This is a genomic window from Streptomyces doebereineriae, assembly GCF_031845645.1.
Lineage (GTDB): Bacteria > Actinomycetota > Actinomycetes > Streptomycetales > Streptomycetaceae > Streptomyces > Streptomyces canus.
Window position 1 is genome coordinate 136928 of sequence record NZ_JAVREZ010000020.1, and the last position, 13453, is coordinate 150380.

General features: G+C 71.8%; 12 protein-coding genes. 2 read left to right on the forward strand and 10 right to left on the reverse strand.

Annotated elements, in window-relative coordinates:
* Positions 1-24: 24 nt before the first annotated feature.
* From RNB18_RS40675 to RNB18_RS40690, 4 genes are all read right to left on the reverse strand, one after another.
* Positions 25-1551: an aldehyde dehydrogenase family protein gene (locus RNB18_RS40675; protein ID WP_311719148.1), complete on the reverse strand. Its 1527-nt coding sequence runs from the start codon at positions 1549-1551 to the stop codon at positions 25-27.
* 187 nt (positions 1552-1738) lie between these two features.
* Positions 1739-2998, reverse strand: a complete 1260-nt coding sequence (locus RNB18_RS40680; protein ID WP_311719149.1) for a hypothetical protein — start codon at positions 2996-2998, stop codon at positions 1739-1741.
* A gap of 60 nt (positions 2999-3058) precedes the next feature.
* On the reverse strand, positions 3059-3415 hold the full coding sequence (locus RNB18_RS40685; RefSeq protein WP_311719150.1) for a hypothetical protein: 357 nt from the start codon (positions 3413-3415) through the stop codon (positions 3059-3061).
* The gene (locus RNB18_RS40690; protein WP_311719151.1) at positions 3402-5213 is read right to left on the reverse strand and encodes a hypothetical protein; all 1812 of its coding nucleotides are present in this window, start codon (positions 5211-5213) and stop codon (positions 3402-3404) included. Before RNB18_RS40690 ends, RNB18_RS40685 begins: the two co-directional genes overlap by 14 nt.
* Before the next feature lie 140 nt (positions 5214-5353).
* Here RNB18_RS40690 and RNB18_RS40695 point away from each other — a divergent pair, with 140 nt between their 5' ends.
* A complete protein-coding gene (locus RNB18_RS40695) occupies positions 5354-6241 on the forward strand; it encodes a bifunctional helix-turn-helix transcriptional regulator/GNAT family N-acetyltransferase (RefSeq protein ID WP_311719152.1) in 888 nt (295 codons plus the stop codon).
* 26 nt (positions 6242-6267) lie between these two features.
* Here the strand turns inward: RNB18_RS40695 and RNB18_RS40700 are convergent, their stop codons facing one another.
* The 6 genes from RNB18_RS40700 to RNB18_RS40725 form a co-directional block, all read right to left on the reverse strand.
* Positions 6268-7158 (reverse strand): hypothetical protein, encoded by an 891-nt coding sequence (locus RNB18_RS40700; RefSeq protein ID WP_311719153.1) that lies wholly within the window; start codon positions 7156-7158, stop codon positions 6268-6270.
* A 111-nt stretch (positions 7159-7269) separates the two neighbouring features.
* Positions 7270-8259 (reverse strand): malate dehydrogenase, encoded by a 990-nt coding sequence (locus RNB18_RS40705; RefSeq protein WP_311719154.1) that lies wholly within the window; start codon positions 8257-8259, stop codon positions 7270-7272.
* Between the two features lie 334 nt (positions 8260-8593).
* Positions 8594-9778 carry a helix-turn-helix domain-containing protein gene (locus RNB18_RS40710; RefSeq protein WP_311719155.1) on the reverse strand — a complete coding sequence of 395 codons (1185 nt, stop codon included), beginning with the start codon at positions 9776-9778 and terminating at the stop codon, positions 8594-8596.
* A gap of 252 nt (positions 9779-10030) precedes the next feature.
* Complete coding sequence (locus tag RNB18_RS40715) at positions 10031-10489, reverse strand: helix-turn-helix domain-containing protein (protein WP_311719156.1); 459 nt, start codon at positions 10487-10489, stop codon at positions 10031-10033.
* 252 nt (positions 10490-10741) lie between these two features.
* The gene (locus tag RNB18_RS40720) at positions 10742-11323 is read right to left on the reverse strand and encodes a DUF3017 domain-containing protein (protein ID WP_311719183.1); all 582 of its coding nucleotides are present in this window, start codon (positions 11321-11323) and stop codon (positions 10742-10744) included.
* 268 nt (positions 11324-11591) lie between these two features.
* Positions 11592-12446 (reverse strand): bifunctional methylenetetrahydrofolate dehydrogenase/methenyltetrahydrofolate cyclohydrolase, encoded by an 855-nt coding sequence (locus RNB18_RS40725; protein ID WP_311719157.1) that lies wholly within the window; start codon positions 12444-12446, stop codon positions 11592-11594.
* Between the two features lie 240 nt (positions 12447-12686).
* Here RNB18_RS40725 and RNB18_RS40730 point away from each other — a divergent pair, with 240 nt between their 5' ends.
* Positions 12687-13331: an RDD family protein gene (locus RNB18_RS40730; RefSeq protein ID WP_059204835.1), complete on the forward strand. Its 645-nt coding sequence runs from the start codon at positions 12687-12689 to the stop codon at positions 13329-13331.
* Positions 13332-13453 lie beyond the last annotated feature (122 nt).

A 13453-nucleotide genomic window follows, 5' to 3' on the forward strand; every position in this document is an offset into this window, starting at 1 on the left:
GAGAGGAGAGGGGGGCGAGTGGTCTCAGCCGGCGAACCAGCGGACCGGCTTCGGCGCGAGGTTCTGGTAGACGTGCTTGCTCTCGCGGTACTCGGCGAGTCCGGCGGGGCCGAGCTCGCGGCCCACTCCGCTCTTTCCGAAGCCGCCCCACTCCGCCTGCGGGAGGTAGGGGTGGAAGTCGTTGATCCAGACGGTCCCGTGGCGGAGACGGCCGGCGACCCTGCGGGCACGTCCGGCGTCGGTGGTCCAGACGGCGCCGGCGAGGCCGTACTCGGTGTCGTTGGCGAGGGCGATCGCCTCGTCCTCGGTGCGGAAGGTCTCGACGGTGAGGACCGGTCCGAAGACCTCCTCCCGCACGACCCGCATCTCGCGGTGGCAGCGGTCGAGGACGGTCGGCTCGTAGAAGTAGCCGTCGGCGGGACGCTCGGCCGACGGCTCGGGGCGCTGTCCGCCGGAGCGCAGCACCGCGCCCTCGGCGAGCGCGGAGGCGACGTACGACTCGACCTTGGCGCGCTGCTGCTCGGAGACCAGCGGCCCGCACTCGACACCGTCCTCGGTGCCGCGGCCGAGGCGGATCTTCGAGGCCCGGCGGGCGAGTTCGGCGACGAAGCGGTCCCGGACGGACTCCTCGACGATGAGGCGGCCACCAGCGGAGCAGACCTGGCCGCTGTGGATGAAGGCGGCGTTGAGGGCCTGGTCGACGGCGGTGTCGAAGCCCTGGGGGGTGGCGCAGGCGTCGGCGAAGACGACGTTGGGGTTCTTGCCGCCGAGTTCGAGGGCGACCTTCTTCACCGAGACGGCCGCCGCCTGCGCGACCTTCGTGCCGCTGACCAGGCCACCGGTGAAGGAGACGAGGTCGACGTCGGGGTGCTCGGCGAGCCGGGCGCCGACCGTGTGGCCGGGCCCGGTGACGATGTTGGCCACACCTTCCGGCAGACCGGCCTCGACCATCAGCTCGATGAGCGCGATCGTCGTCATCGGGGTGATCTCGCTCGGCTTGACCACGAAGGTGTTGCCGGCCGCGAGCGCGGGAGCGATCTTCCAACTGGCCTGGAGAAGAGGGTAGTTCCAGGGCGTGATCAGCGCGCACACGCCGACGGGTTCGTGTACGACGACGCTGTGGATGTCGGTCGAGCCGGCGTCGACGACCCGGCCGGGCGCCTCGCCCGCGACCAGGTCGGCGAAGTAACGGAAGGCGTCGGCGACACAGTCGATGTCGACCCGGCCCTCCTCCACGGTCTTGCCCGCGTCACGGCTCTCCAGGAGGCCGAGCTCTTCGCGGTCGCGTACGAGAAGATCGGCGACGCGGCGCAGAAGTGCGGCGCGTTCAACGACGGGGGTCAGCGGCCAGGGGCCTTGTCCTGAGTCGAAGGCCTGGCGGGCGGCGGCGACCGCCAGGTCGGTGTCCTTCTCGTCCCCCTCGGCGACCACGGCGAACGGCCGCGCGTCGGCAGGGTCGATGATCTCGCGGGTGGCTCCGGAGACGGCTGCGCGCCACTCGCCGCCCGCGTGGATGGTCTGCGGCTCCTGCCGCGCCTGCTGTCCGGCCATGATCGGTGTTGCCTTCCGTTCCTGTTCAGTTCCCCTGCGTCACATACGTGTCACTCACGGGGACCGTCGTCGCCTGCCCCCGCGCCTCGATTGCATGCGCAATCGGTGGCCGAAAGTGGGCTGGCTCACTGAACATGAGGGCAAAGCAGGACAAAAGGCACGGCGGCGGGTACGGCCGGACGCCGGTTCAGTCGATCGACGCCGCGTCGCAGGAGTAGGGCGCGCAGAAGCCGGAGAGGGCGGTGGTCAGGAGTTCCAGTTCGTCCTCGCTGCCGTCGTTCTCCAGGCCGTACGCGGCGATCGCGTAGATGAGGCCGTCCTGGGCGACGAACCGCTCGTCGTAGACGTGCCAGGGGCCCACGTCCGGCTCACCGCTGAGGGAGTCGGCCCGGTACTCCAGACGCTCGCCCGTGAACCCGTCCTCCTCGACGGGCTGGAGGTCCAGCTGCTCGAAGCCGTCCGGCTTGGTGGTCTCGGCGGAGAGGTAGAGCTCGAAGGACGCCTCCGGGGACTCCTCCGCCACCTGGTACACCTGGAGTCGGCGTTCGCCGTCCGCGCTGCGGTAGTTGACCACGTCGATGCCGTACTTGGACGTCACGGTGGTGCGCGACCAGCCCGCGGGCCGTGCGATACGGAAGCCCTCCTCGTCCTCGTACAGCTCGTACCCGGCGGGGAGTTCGGGCGCCGAGGCGAGCGGGGACGCCGTGTCCTCGGTCGGCGAGGGGGTCGGCGACTCGTAGGGGCCGCTCTGCTGCGAGACGACTCCCGTGGGCGCCGGGCTCGGGTCACCGGCCTTGTCGTCCTCGTCCCCGCCGCCGACCAGCGTCAGCATCAGGGTCACGGCGACCCCGACGGCGGCGACCCCGCCGAGCACGGACCAGAGGAGCCGACGGTTCGTCCGGGTGGGAGGCGCGGTGACGGCCGTCTGAGCGGCGGTCGGTGCGGCGGTCTGTGCGGCGGTCGACCAGGAAGTCCCCGACCACTCGGCCGACGGCGCGGATCCGCCACCGAGCTGCTCGACGGAGGACCAGCCGCCGTCGGGGGCGCCGGGTCCGTGCCAGGTGCTGCCGCCTCCGGTTCCGGGCCAGCCGGCGGGAGGGGAGGGCGGGGGCGGCAGGACGGGGGCGGCCTCCGCGGACGGTTCCGTGGAGCCTGACCCGGCAGCCGCGTCCACGGTCTTGTCGGGGGCTGCCTCCGCCCCGGCCGACCCGGCCGCCGGCGGCCACACGGGCGCGACCGGCCCGGCCGCGGGCGTGGCGGTCCCGTCAGCCGGCGGCGCGCCGTCCGATGCTCCGTCCGCGGCGCCGGGCACTCCCGGCGGCCACGTCGGCACAGCGCCCGGCCGGGCCGGTGGCGGCGGAGTGACCGGACCGGTCGCGGTCCCACTGCCGTCCCCGTCCTCCCACCGCTGCGTCTCCTCGTTCCAGTACCGCACGCCCCCGCTCATGGCGTCCCCTTCCCCTTCACCGCGTCCCCCGTAGACCGGCACTTACCGCACCGTGCCCTGTCACAACCCCAGCAGCCCCGCCACGGCCCCCGCCGAGGCGACCAGACCGACCAGCGCCTGCGAGTCGTCCAGCAGCGCCCGCAGACGTTCCCGGCGGGTCGGCCCCGCCTGCCCCGTCGTGACGATCTCCTCCTCCGCCTCGGCCAGCGCGGTGTCCAGCGCCGCCGTCTCGTCGGTGGCCCTGAGTCGCGTGAGGTCCTCGCGGAGTTCCCGTACGGCGGTCAGGAGCGCCTCGGCGGTCTCGTCCCGCTGGGGCGCCGTACCGTGGTGGCTCTCGGCGTGCGCGTGGCTGCCGATGGCGAAGGTGCTGCCGTGGACGCCGCCGCTGATGCTGACGCCCGGCTCATCCGTTGTCATTGCCGCTGGTTCCCTTCTGTGGCGCAGACCCCGCGCCACCGTTGGCGGAGGAGGCGGTGGCGTTCTTGCCCACCGCGAAGGTGCTGCCGTGGACACCGCCCTCGACGTTCACGCCGCCGCTGCTGATGTTCACGATCTTCTGGACGAACTCTCCGGTCTGGTAACCGGATTCGGCCAGCGCGGTCAGCACGCCGTGCGCGACCCGGTCCTGCACGCTCCTGAGGTAGCGGGAGGCGTCCATCTCCTGGAAACGGGACCCCTCGTCCACCGAGCCCAGCTCCCGCACCGACAGCGCCGGACCGTCGGGCAGCGCGCCCGCGTGGCCGCCGGTCAGCAGCTTCCACGCGTACCCCACGCCCCTGCCCAGGGTGACGAGGGAGCGGGCCGCGGAGCCCGGCACCCGGGCCACCGCCCAGGCCGCCTTCCCGACCACGTTGTTGTGCCGGTAGGTGTGGGCCGTGCGGTCGGCGTCCTTGAAGTCCTCGCGCACCGGAAGCAGCACATGCGGGGCGATCTCCAGCATGAGCATCCGGCCCTGGGTGTGGACCCGCACGAAGACCGTGACGACCAGCTCCTCCTCCCAGCCGCCGACCCGGATCCGCAGGAAGTGGCGCCGCTTCTCGGCGCCCTCCTCGACCGCACGCGCCCGGTGGTCCTCGAAGGCCTGCGGGTGGTACGGCGCCTCCTCGCGGCGGCGCAGCCCCTCCGCGGGCAGGAACACGCACTCGTCGATCTCCAGCCAGCGCAGCCGGTCGCGGACCGTGTGTCCGGCGAACTCGGAGGGCAGCCGCAGCTGTTCGAGCAGCGGGCGGATCTTCTCCAGGACCGCGCGGTTGTTCAGCGGCAGCTGTTCCTTCTTCATCTCGTCCGGCCGCAGCTCGACGGCGAGCACCCAGGTCTCGTAGGCGGCCCCGGCCCCGCAGAAGGGACGCTTCTCGTGGTACATGACCAGCGGCGCGTGCTGCTCGACCCGGATGCGCTGCTTCAGCCGCTGGAACCGCTGCCCCTCGGCCCGCTCGGCGGGGTCGCCGGCCGCGTCCGGGAAGCGCTGCGGGGACAGCTCGGCGCCCATCGCCCGGGCGAACTGTCCGCGCTGCGCGGCCACGCACCCCGCGATCAGCGCGAAGACGACGATCACCAGCCAGGCCTGCAGGGGCCCGATGAGCCCGCTGACCCGGTCGAAGTCGGGGAACAGCAGATCGGAGGGGCCGGTCGAGTCGCCGTAGGAGCCGTACGAGTCGCCGTAGCCGTACGAGTCGCCGAAGGACCCCGAGTCACCGTAGGACGACGAGTCGTCGTCGCCTCCGCCGAACGCGACGACGAGGGCCAGGATCAGGAACATGGCGAAGACGAGCCGCCCCCACCAGCGCACGAAGAAGGCCGGCACCCGCCGGTACAACGGCGGGTTCGCGCTCTTGCCCCGGATCCATGAGGCAGCCGCGAGCATCAGGCTGGGACCGAGGAACACGAACAGCAGCCCACCGGTCAGCGGCAGCCCGATCACCCACAGGCCCAGGATCAGCCCGGCCCACAGGAGCTCCTGGCGCCGGGCCCGCAGCGCGTGCGCGAGCACCCGGGCCGCGTCGAGGCCGAGCGAGGGCGCCACGATCCGCTGTTCGTTCAGGTGCAGCTGCTCGATGACCCGGTCCCGGTAACCGGAATCCAGGTAGGTGCCCGCGCACAGCAGCCGGGTCGCCTCACTGGCGTGCGGTGGTGTGGCCGGCCCAGGTGGTGCCGACGAAGGTGGTGCGCCGCCCGATGTCGGCTGCGGTTGCTGAGGCACGAACGCAGTACTCACGCCACTTCCCCCGATGCGTGCAAAGGCCTTGCTCAGTGCTGTTGTTGACAACCAATCAGCATAGAGGTGCGGGTGGGGTCGGCGAACCGGAATGCGGACCTGTGGACAGCGGCAGATTCATTTGACTAAAGTCAAAGATTATGGACCCGGTGTCGACAGTGCACGTGGCGGAGTTCCGCCGGTTCAACCGCTACTTCACCCGCCGTATCGGCGCCCTGGACGACCACTACCTCGGCCAGGACCGCCCGCTCGGCGAGGCGCGGCTGCTGTTCGAGATCGGCGACGGGGTCTCGCTGCGCGAGCTCAGGACCCGGCTCGGTCTGGACGCCGGATATCTGAGCCGGATGGCGAAGACCCTGCAGGCGCAGGGCATGGTCCGGGTCAGCGTCCACCCCGGCGACAGCCGACTGCGCATGGTCGAGCTGACCCGCGCCGGAAGAATCGAACTCGACGAGCAGAACCGCCGGGCCGACGCCCTCGCGGCCGGTCTGCTCGACGGACTCACCGGGCCCCAGCGCGACCGGCTCACCGAGGCGATGAGCACCGCCCAGCGCCTGCTGCGCCTGGCCGGCATCACCGTGGCCCCGGTCGACGGCGCCGCCCCCGACGCCCGCGCCTGCCTCGACGCCTACGCCGCCGACATCGACGCCCGCTTCCCGGAGGGCTTCGACAAGTCCGACCTGGTGCGCCCCGAGGAGGTCTCCGGGAACGCGGGCGCGTTCTTCGTGGCGTACGAGGAGGGCCGCCCCGTGGGCTGCGGCGCGCTGCGCCGGCTGGAGCCGCGTGTCGGCGAGATCCGCCATGTGTGGGTGCACCCGGACGCCCGCCGTCTCGGCCTCGCCCGGCGGATCCTGGCGGCCCTGGAGACGGAGGCCGTCACCCGCCGCCTGGCCGTCCTGCGGCTCGACACGCATGCCTCGCTCACCGAGGCGCGGACGATGTACCGGGCGTGCGGCTACACGGAGATCCCGCCGTACGTGGATCACGTCTACGGCGACTACTGGTTCGAGAAGCGGCTGCCCGGCTGACCGCGGGTCACGGCGGACCCGAGAGCTCACTCCGCCCCCACGCCGCACTCCGTGTCCGCCGGGCAGAAGGAGGCCAGCGCCCTGGTGAGCGGCTCGCGCACCAGGGCGGGCGCGAGGTCGGCGGGGCCGGCGGCGCGGATCGCGTACAGCCTCCCGTCGGCGGCCCGGAAACGGTGGTCCACGACCTGGCGGGCGCCGAGGTCCGTGTCGTCGTAGCGATAGGCGAGCTCGGCCCAAGTGGTGCCCGAGGCCCGGTCGATGACCTGATAGCCGGGCCGACGTGAGAAGCCGTAGCCGGGGTCGTTCTCGGCCAGGCCGAGGGACTGGGCCGGGGTGTCCTCCGCGACCCGGAAGACCTGGAGCCGGCGGCCGTCGGCGGGGGCGTCGTAGACGACGACCGGAGCCGATTCCCCCTGCTTCTCGGTGCGGGTCCAGCCCCGGGGAACGTCGACGGTGTAGCCGGCGGGATCCTGGAGACGGCGGTACCCCGAGGCGGTGGAGACGGAAGCCGACGGGGACGGCGTGGCCGTGACGCCCGGGGCCGGACCGGCGCCCCTGCCGGAACCGGATCCGAGGGAGGTGTCGCGGATGAGCCACCAGACACCGACCCCGACCGAGACCCCGACCAGGACGGCCACCGCGAGGGCGGCGAGCACCCGTCGGACCCGGTGGGGCGCGTGCGGGGGACCCGCGGGAGCCGGCGCCACCGGTGGCCAGGGAGGGGCGGCAGAAGCCGGTGTCCCGGCCGTCGCCCAGGGAGGCGCGAACGAGGTCTGCGTCTGGGCGGACGCCCACGGCGGGGCGGTCCCCGTCTCCCCCGAGCTCCAGGCCGCCCGGCCACTCTCCTCGCTCGGTTCGTGTTCCGCTCCGGAACCGGAGCTGTAACCGTTCCAGCCGTTCATCTCGAACCCCCGCATCACCCCACCGGGTACTGCGTCGACCGTAGGGCGAAAAACGGCCACGGGCCCTGTTCCGGAAGGAACCGGAACAGGGCCCGTGCAGGCTCGTGACAGAGCCGTCGAGAAGACTCAGATGAGACCGAGCGCGCGCACCGCCTCGCGCTCCTCCGCCAGCTCCTTCACGGAGGCGTCGATGCGGGCGCGGGAGAACTCGTTGATCTCCAGGCCCTGGACGATCTCGTAGGCGCCGTCCTTGGTGGTGACGGGGAAGGACGAGATCAGGCCCTCCGGGACACCGTAGGAACCGTCCGACGGGATGCCCATGGAGGTCCAGTCGCCGTCCGCGGTGCCGTTGACCCAGGTGTGGACGTGGTCGATGGCGGCGTTGGCGGCGGAGGCGGCCGACGAGGCGCCACGGGCCTCGATGATGGCCGCGCCGCGCTTGGCGACGGTCGGGATGAAGTCCTCGGCCAGCCACTTCTCGTCGTTGACGGTCTCGGCGGCGTTCTTGCCGGCCACCGTGGCGTGGAAGATGTCCGGGTACTGGGTGGCGGAGTGGTTGCCCCAGATGGTCAGACGCTTGATGTCGGCGACCGTGGTGCCCGTCTTCTTCGCGAGCTGGGTCAGCGCGCGGTTGTGGTCGAGGCGGGTCATCGCGGTGAAGCGCTCGGCCGGTACGTCCGGGGCGGCGGCCTGGGCGATCAGCGCGTTGGTGTTGGCCGGGTTGCCGACGACCAGGATCTTCACGTCGTCCGCGGCGTGGTCGTTGATGGCCTTGCCCTGCGGCTTGAAGATGCCGCCGTTGGCCTCCAGGAGGTCGCCGCGCTCCATGCCCTTGGTGCGGGGGCGGGCGCCGACGAGCAGACCGACGTTGGTGCCGTCGAAGGCGACGTTCGGGTCGTCCGTGATGTCGATGCCCTGGAGCAGCGGGAAGGCGGAGTCGTCGAGCTCCATCGCGGTGCCCTCGGCGGCCTTCAGCGCGGGGGTGATCTCCAGGAGGCGAAGCTTGACCGGCACGTCCGCGCCGAGCAGCTGGCCGGAGGCGATGCGGAAGAGCAGGGCGTAACCGATCTGGCCGGCCGCGCCGGTGACGGTGACGTTCACGGGAGTGCGGGTCATGGCGTTCTCCGTATGACAGCTGGCGGTGGGGCGTCCCTGCCCCGGACGTTTGATCGATCTCTTGGCGTCAAGAGAGATCCAGCGGTCAGGCTATCGCGCATCCGGGATGTCGGACGTCCGGCCCCGTGTGGCCCACCCCACAACCACCCCGCGGCCTGCCCCGCGAACGACCGACAAAAGAGGCGGCCGCCCGTCCGGGAGAGGGGGACGAAGGCGGCCGCCGTATGGGGGTACCGATTTCCGGACTCCCGTGGGGGTACGGTTCGCGTGCCCCCGATTCAGCACCCCATGCACGGTCGCTGAAGATTTACCTACCGAGCGTGCGGGCGCCCGCTCAGTCGGTGCACCCCGACTGCCCGGAAGCCAGCGTCACACAGGCCTTCGCCTCACCGGCGTCCTTCACCGCCACCATCGGCGTATAGGCGATCGTGTCCCCGGCCTCGGTGATGTTCCCGCTCTGCTCGGTCGCCTTCCCCGCGGTCACCTCGACCTTGTCCCCCTGCCCGGCCTGGGTGACCCTCCCCCAGGCCGCGCCACAGGTCTCGCTGTACCGCACCTCGACCACGGTCGCCCCCACCGTCGCGGTCTTGGCGGTCGTCACGAGATTCCCACTGCACCCCATGGCCTCGGCGTCCTTGCCGGTGCACCCCGCACCACTGCACTTCACCCCGGCGGGCAACGAGACGGACGCGCTGGCGGACGGCGACGCAGACTTGTCGGCCCCCGTCTTCTTCTTGTCGCCGCCCCCGTCGGTCAGGAAGAACACGGCGGCGACCACGACCAGCACCCCGACGACCCCCGAGAGGAACATCGTCAGCCGCCGCTTCCCGCCACCGGAGCCACCGGACCCGGCGGACCCACCGGCGCCACCGGAGGAGCCGTCCCCGGGCCGCGCGTCCTGCGGCTCGTCGTACGGTCCGGGCGCCCCCGGCGTCCACCCCGGACCGCCGGCGGAGACGGGCGCCGCCGCGGCCGTACGCCCCGAAGAGGGCTGCGCGGGCCCCTGATATCCGGCCACGCCCCAGGAGTTCCCGCCCGAGGAGCCGTGCCGTGCCTCCACGCCGTCGGCTTCCGGCGCCGCCGGCTGCGGCGGCACCGTAGGGGCGACTCCCGCGGGTCCCGCCACCCCCGGCGTCGCCGTCGCGCTGCTGCTCCTGCGGGCCGTCTTGCTGCCCTTGACGTTGGCGGGCGGCGCCCCGAACTCGCCGAGCGCGGCCCGCGCCTGGGAGATCCGGATGGCCTCCATGGTCATGTCGTGGCGCATCTCCGAACGGCTCCAGGCCCGTTCGGCGAGCTCCCACATCGTCGTCAGGTGAACGGGATTGGTGCCGGTGACCTCGGCCAGGGCGACGATCGCACCCTTCGGCGCGAGCAGCCGGCCGTTGAGATACCGCTCCCAGGACGTCTTGCTGTAACCCGTGCGGTCGGCGACGGCCGCGATGCTCAGGCCGCTGCGGTCCACGAGCCGCCGCAATTGGCTCGCGAACTCCCTGACCTGCGGATCCAGTTCATCCGGCAAAGCCCTCCAGCGAGGCATTGCTCCCCCTCTTTCCCCCCGGTCGGTGCTGGTTGTTCCCCGCTCCCCCGTGCCCCCCACAGGAGTGCGTCCGCCAAGGATCTCAGCTCCCGGCGCGGAGACGCACGGGGGCGTCGGCAAGTTCGACACATTAGCTCCGCTGTCGAACGGTTCTGTGTCAAATGCGCGAACTTGTCAATACATCGTCACAGGAGGAACACACCGGTAATAACGCCCGTCACGGGAGTTCCCGGCTCACCCGGACGCCACGGCACCGGCCACCCCGGCCAACAGCAGGAGGACAAGCAGAAGTACGGCGAACAGCAACAAGCGGTTCATTCCGCGGCCGCCCTCTTCGGGGCGCTCGTCCCACCACGGCAGGGTCGGATCGTCCTCGTACTCCTCGCCCCCGGCGGTCGGTGCGGGCGCCGTCGTCGGGCGGGGCCAGGCCTGGACCGCCAGTTCCCAGCGCACACCGAAGCGGTCGGCGTCGGTGGTGTCGAGACCCGCGATCCGGCACAGGGCGGCGACGGCCTGGCGGGGCGGTGGCTGGGTGGCGTTGAGATAGCGGTGCCAGGAGGACTTGCTGTACGCGGTGCGGGCGCCGAGCGCGACCAGGCTGAGCCCCGTGCGGTCCTTGAGCTGTCTGAGCTGCTCCACGAAGTGCCGTACCTCCGGCGGCAGATCGTCGGGCAGCGCCTGCCAGCCACTCATCGCCCACCTCCACGGCGTCCTCACCTGCTTCCAGGCAAGTGACGACGTCAGAGGCCTGATCGGTTCCTGGTCCGGGGGCGGTTGTGGCTGGTCACGCACACCGTGCCGGAACGGTCACGGCTGTGCCACAGCGACCTGACAGCCGTTGAACAGGCCGTTCGCGCCACGGGAGGCTGAGCCGTGACGGCGGTCCGTCCCTCATCGGGGGTGGGGGCGGACCGCCGTCCCTGCACCGCCCGCGCCTGCCCCGGGTCAGTTGCTGCTGACTGTGAAGTGCAGGGTGTCCTTGAGGAAGGGGATCACCAGCCACGGGTTCGGCTGCACCATCATCGCCAGCAGGACGATCGCGGTACCGAGCACGCCGTAGGTGGCGATGTCGGTGAAGCGGGAGCGCACGGCGAGCATGCCGACGTCCGGCAGCAGCCAGCGCAGCACGGCACCGGCGAGCAGGGCGAGGCCGATGAGCAGCGTGCCGTAGCGGAACTGGTCGACGGCGGTCAGCAGCAGCCCGAGCGCCACCGTGGCCAGCACGGCGAGCACCGGCCACTGCCGGGCGGGCGCCGGAGCGTCCCGCGGCGCGGCCCGGCCACCGCCCTCGGGCCGCGCGGTGTCCCTGGTGAACAGCGGAAACCGCCGTGTCGCCCGCCGCGGCCGCCCGTCGACATCGGGCGCGCTGATCGCGTCCCGCACGACGACTTCGGCCTGCGACTCGGGATCCGACGCGGTGTCCGACTCGCCATCGGCACCGCCCGATTTCCCGGCGGCGCCATCCGCGGCAACCGTGGCACCGGACTCACGGACCTCGTCCACCTCGGCGGCCGTGCCACCCGACATCCGGAGCTCCTCCGTCTCGGCCGTCCTGACACCCGGCTTTCGGGACGCGCCCGACGCCACATCCTGCTCCTGAGAGCCCCGCGCCGCGGCCGCCCGCTTCCCGGCCCCGGGCGCCTCGCCCACCGGCTCCCGGGACCCGACGCCGTCCACACCCGCCTCCCGGTGCCCCTGCGCCTCGGCCGCATCCACACCCGCCGTCCGCGACCCGCCCGCCTCAGCCGACTCCGCGCCCGCCTCCCGAGAGCCCCGCTTCTCGGGGCCCCGTGCCTCAGCCGACACTGCGCTCCGCCGCCTCGACCACGTTGACGAGCAGCTGGGCGCGGGTCATCGGGCCGACGCCGCCGGGGTTCGGGGAGATGAAGCCGGCGACTTCGGCGACGCCGGGGTGGACGTCGCCGACGATCCTGCCCTCGGCGTTGCGGGAGACGCCGACGTCGAGGACGGCGGCGCCCGGCTTCACGTCCTCGGGACGGATCAGGTGGGCGGAACCGGCGGCGGCGACGATGATGTCCGCACGCTTGAGGTGCGAGGACAGGTCACGGGTGCCGGTGTGGCACTGGGTCACCGTCGCGTTCTCACTGCGCCGGGTGAGCAGCAGCGGCATCGAGCGGCCGATCGTCACGCCACGGCCGACGACCACCACCTCCGCGCCCTTGATCTCGACGCCGTACCGGCGCAACAGCGTCAGCACACCGTTCGGCGTGCAGGGCAGCGGCGCCGGCTCGTTGAGGACCAGCCGCCCGAGGTTCATCGGGTGCAGCCCGTCCGCGTCCTTGTCCGGGTCCATGAGTTCGAGGATGCGGTTCTCGTCGATGCCCTTGGGCAGCGGCAGCTGGACGATGTAACCGGTGCACTCCGGGTCGTCGTTCAGCTCGCGGACGACCGCCTCGATCTCCTCCTGCGTGGCCGTCTCGGGCAGTTCACGCTGGATGGAGGCGATGCCGACCTCCGCGCAGTCCCGGTGCTTGCCGGCGACGTACTTCTGGCTGCCGGGGTCGCTCCCGACGAGGATCGTGCCGAGGCCGGGCGTGACGCCCTTCTCCTTCAGCGCCGCCACGCGGGCGGTCAGATCGGACTTGATCGCGGCTGCGGTGGCCTTGCCATCGAGAATCTGGGCGGTCATGTCCCCATCCTCGCGGATGACCCGGCCCCGGTTCCAATCCGGGTTCCACGATTGGCCCGCTCAAGATCGGCGAGGTTGCACTTGCACAACGCATACCGAATGAGGCTGGACAACAACACACCCGCCTAGAACGATGTCTGGCGCAGTATCGCGGTTGATGTTCGGGGGGCAAACCGCTCAGACCGTGACGTTCCTCCGCGCAGTCCGCATTGTCCCCAGCTTGGCCCACGGAGGATCATCATGAGTTTCGGCTCGCCCAACAACCCTTACGAGCAGCCGCAGAACCCCCAGAACCCCCAGCAGCAGCCCGGTTACGGCTACCCCCAGCAGCCGCCGCAGCAGCAGCCCGGTTACGGATACCCGCAGCAGGCCCCCCAGGGCGTACCGCCGCAGCAGGGCTACCCCCAGCAGCCGGGCTACGGCTACCCGCAGGCGCCGCAGGTCCCGGCCTCCGCCTACGGCTACCCGCAGCAGCCGGGCTACGGCGCGCAGCCCCCGTACGCGAACTGGGGCCAGCGCTTCCTCGGCACCCTGGTCGACATGCTCGTGTTCGTGGTCCCGTACATCATCGTGGGCGTCGGAGCGGCCAACAAGACGGCGGCCCTGGTGATCATCGGCTACCTCGGCATCATCGGCATCGCGATCTGGCTGCTGATCATGGAGGGCCGTACCGGCCAGACGCTCGGCAAGAAGGCGCTCGGCATCCGCCTGGTGCGGGAGAGCGACGGACAGCCCCTCGGCGTCGGCATGGCCTTCGTCCGCCGTCTCGCGCACTTCCTGGACAGCCTCGCGTGCTACCTCGGCTGGCTGTGGCCGGCCTGGGACGCCAAGCGCCAGACCTTCGCCGACAAGGTCTGCTCGTCCATCGTCATCCGTACGAACTGAGCGCTGCTTCACCACAATCGGCGGCGGATCGCCACGTCGCCTTCTCGCCATACTTCCCCCGGGGCCGTGTCACGTCGTGACACGGCCCCGGGGCGTCACCCACCCTGGCTCGTAGACACGCG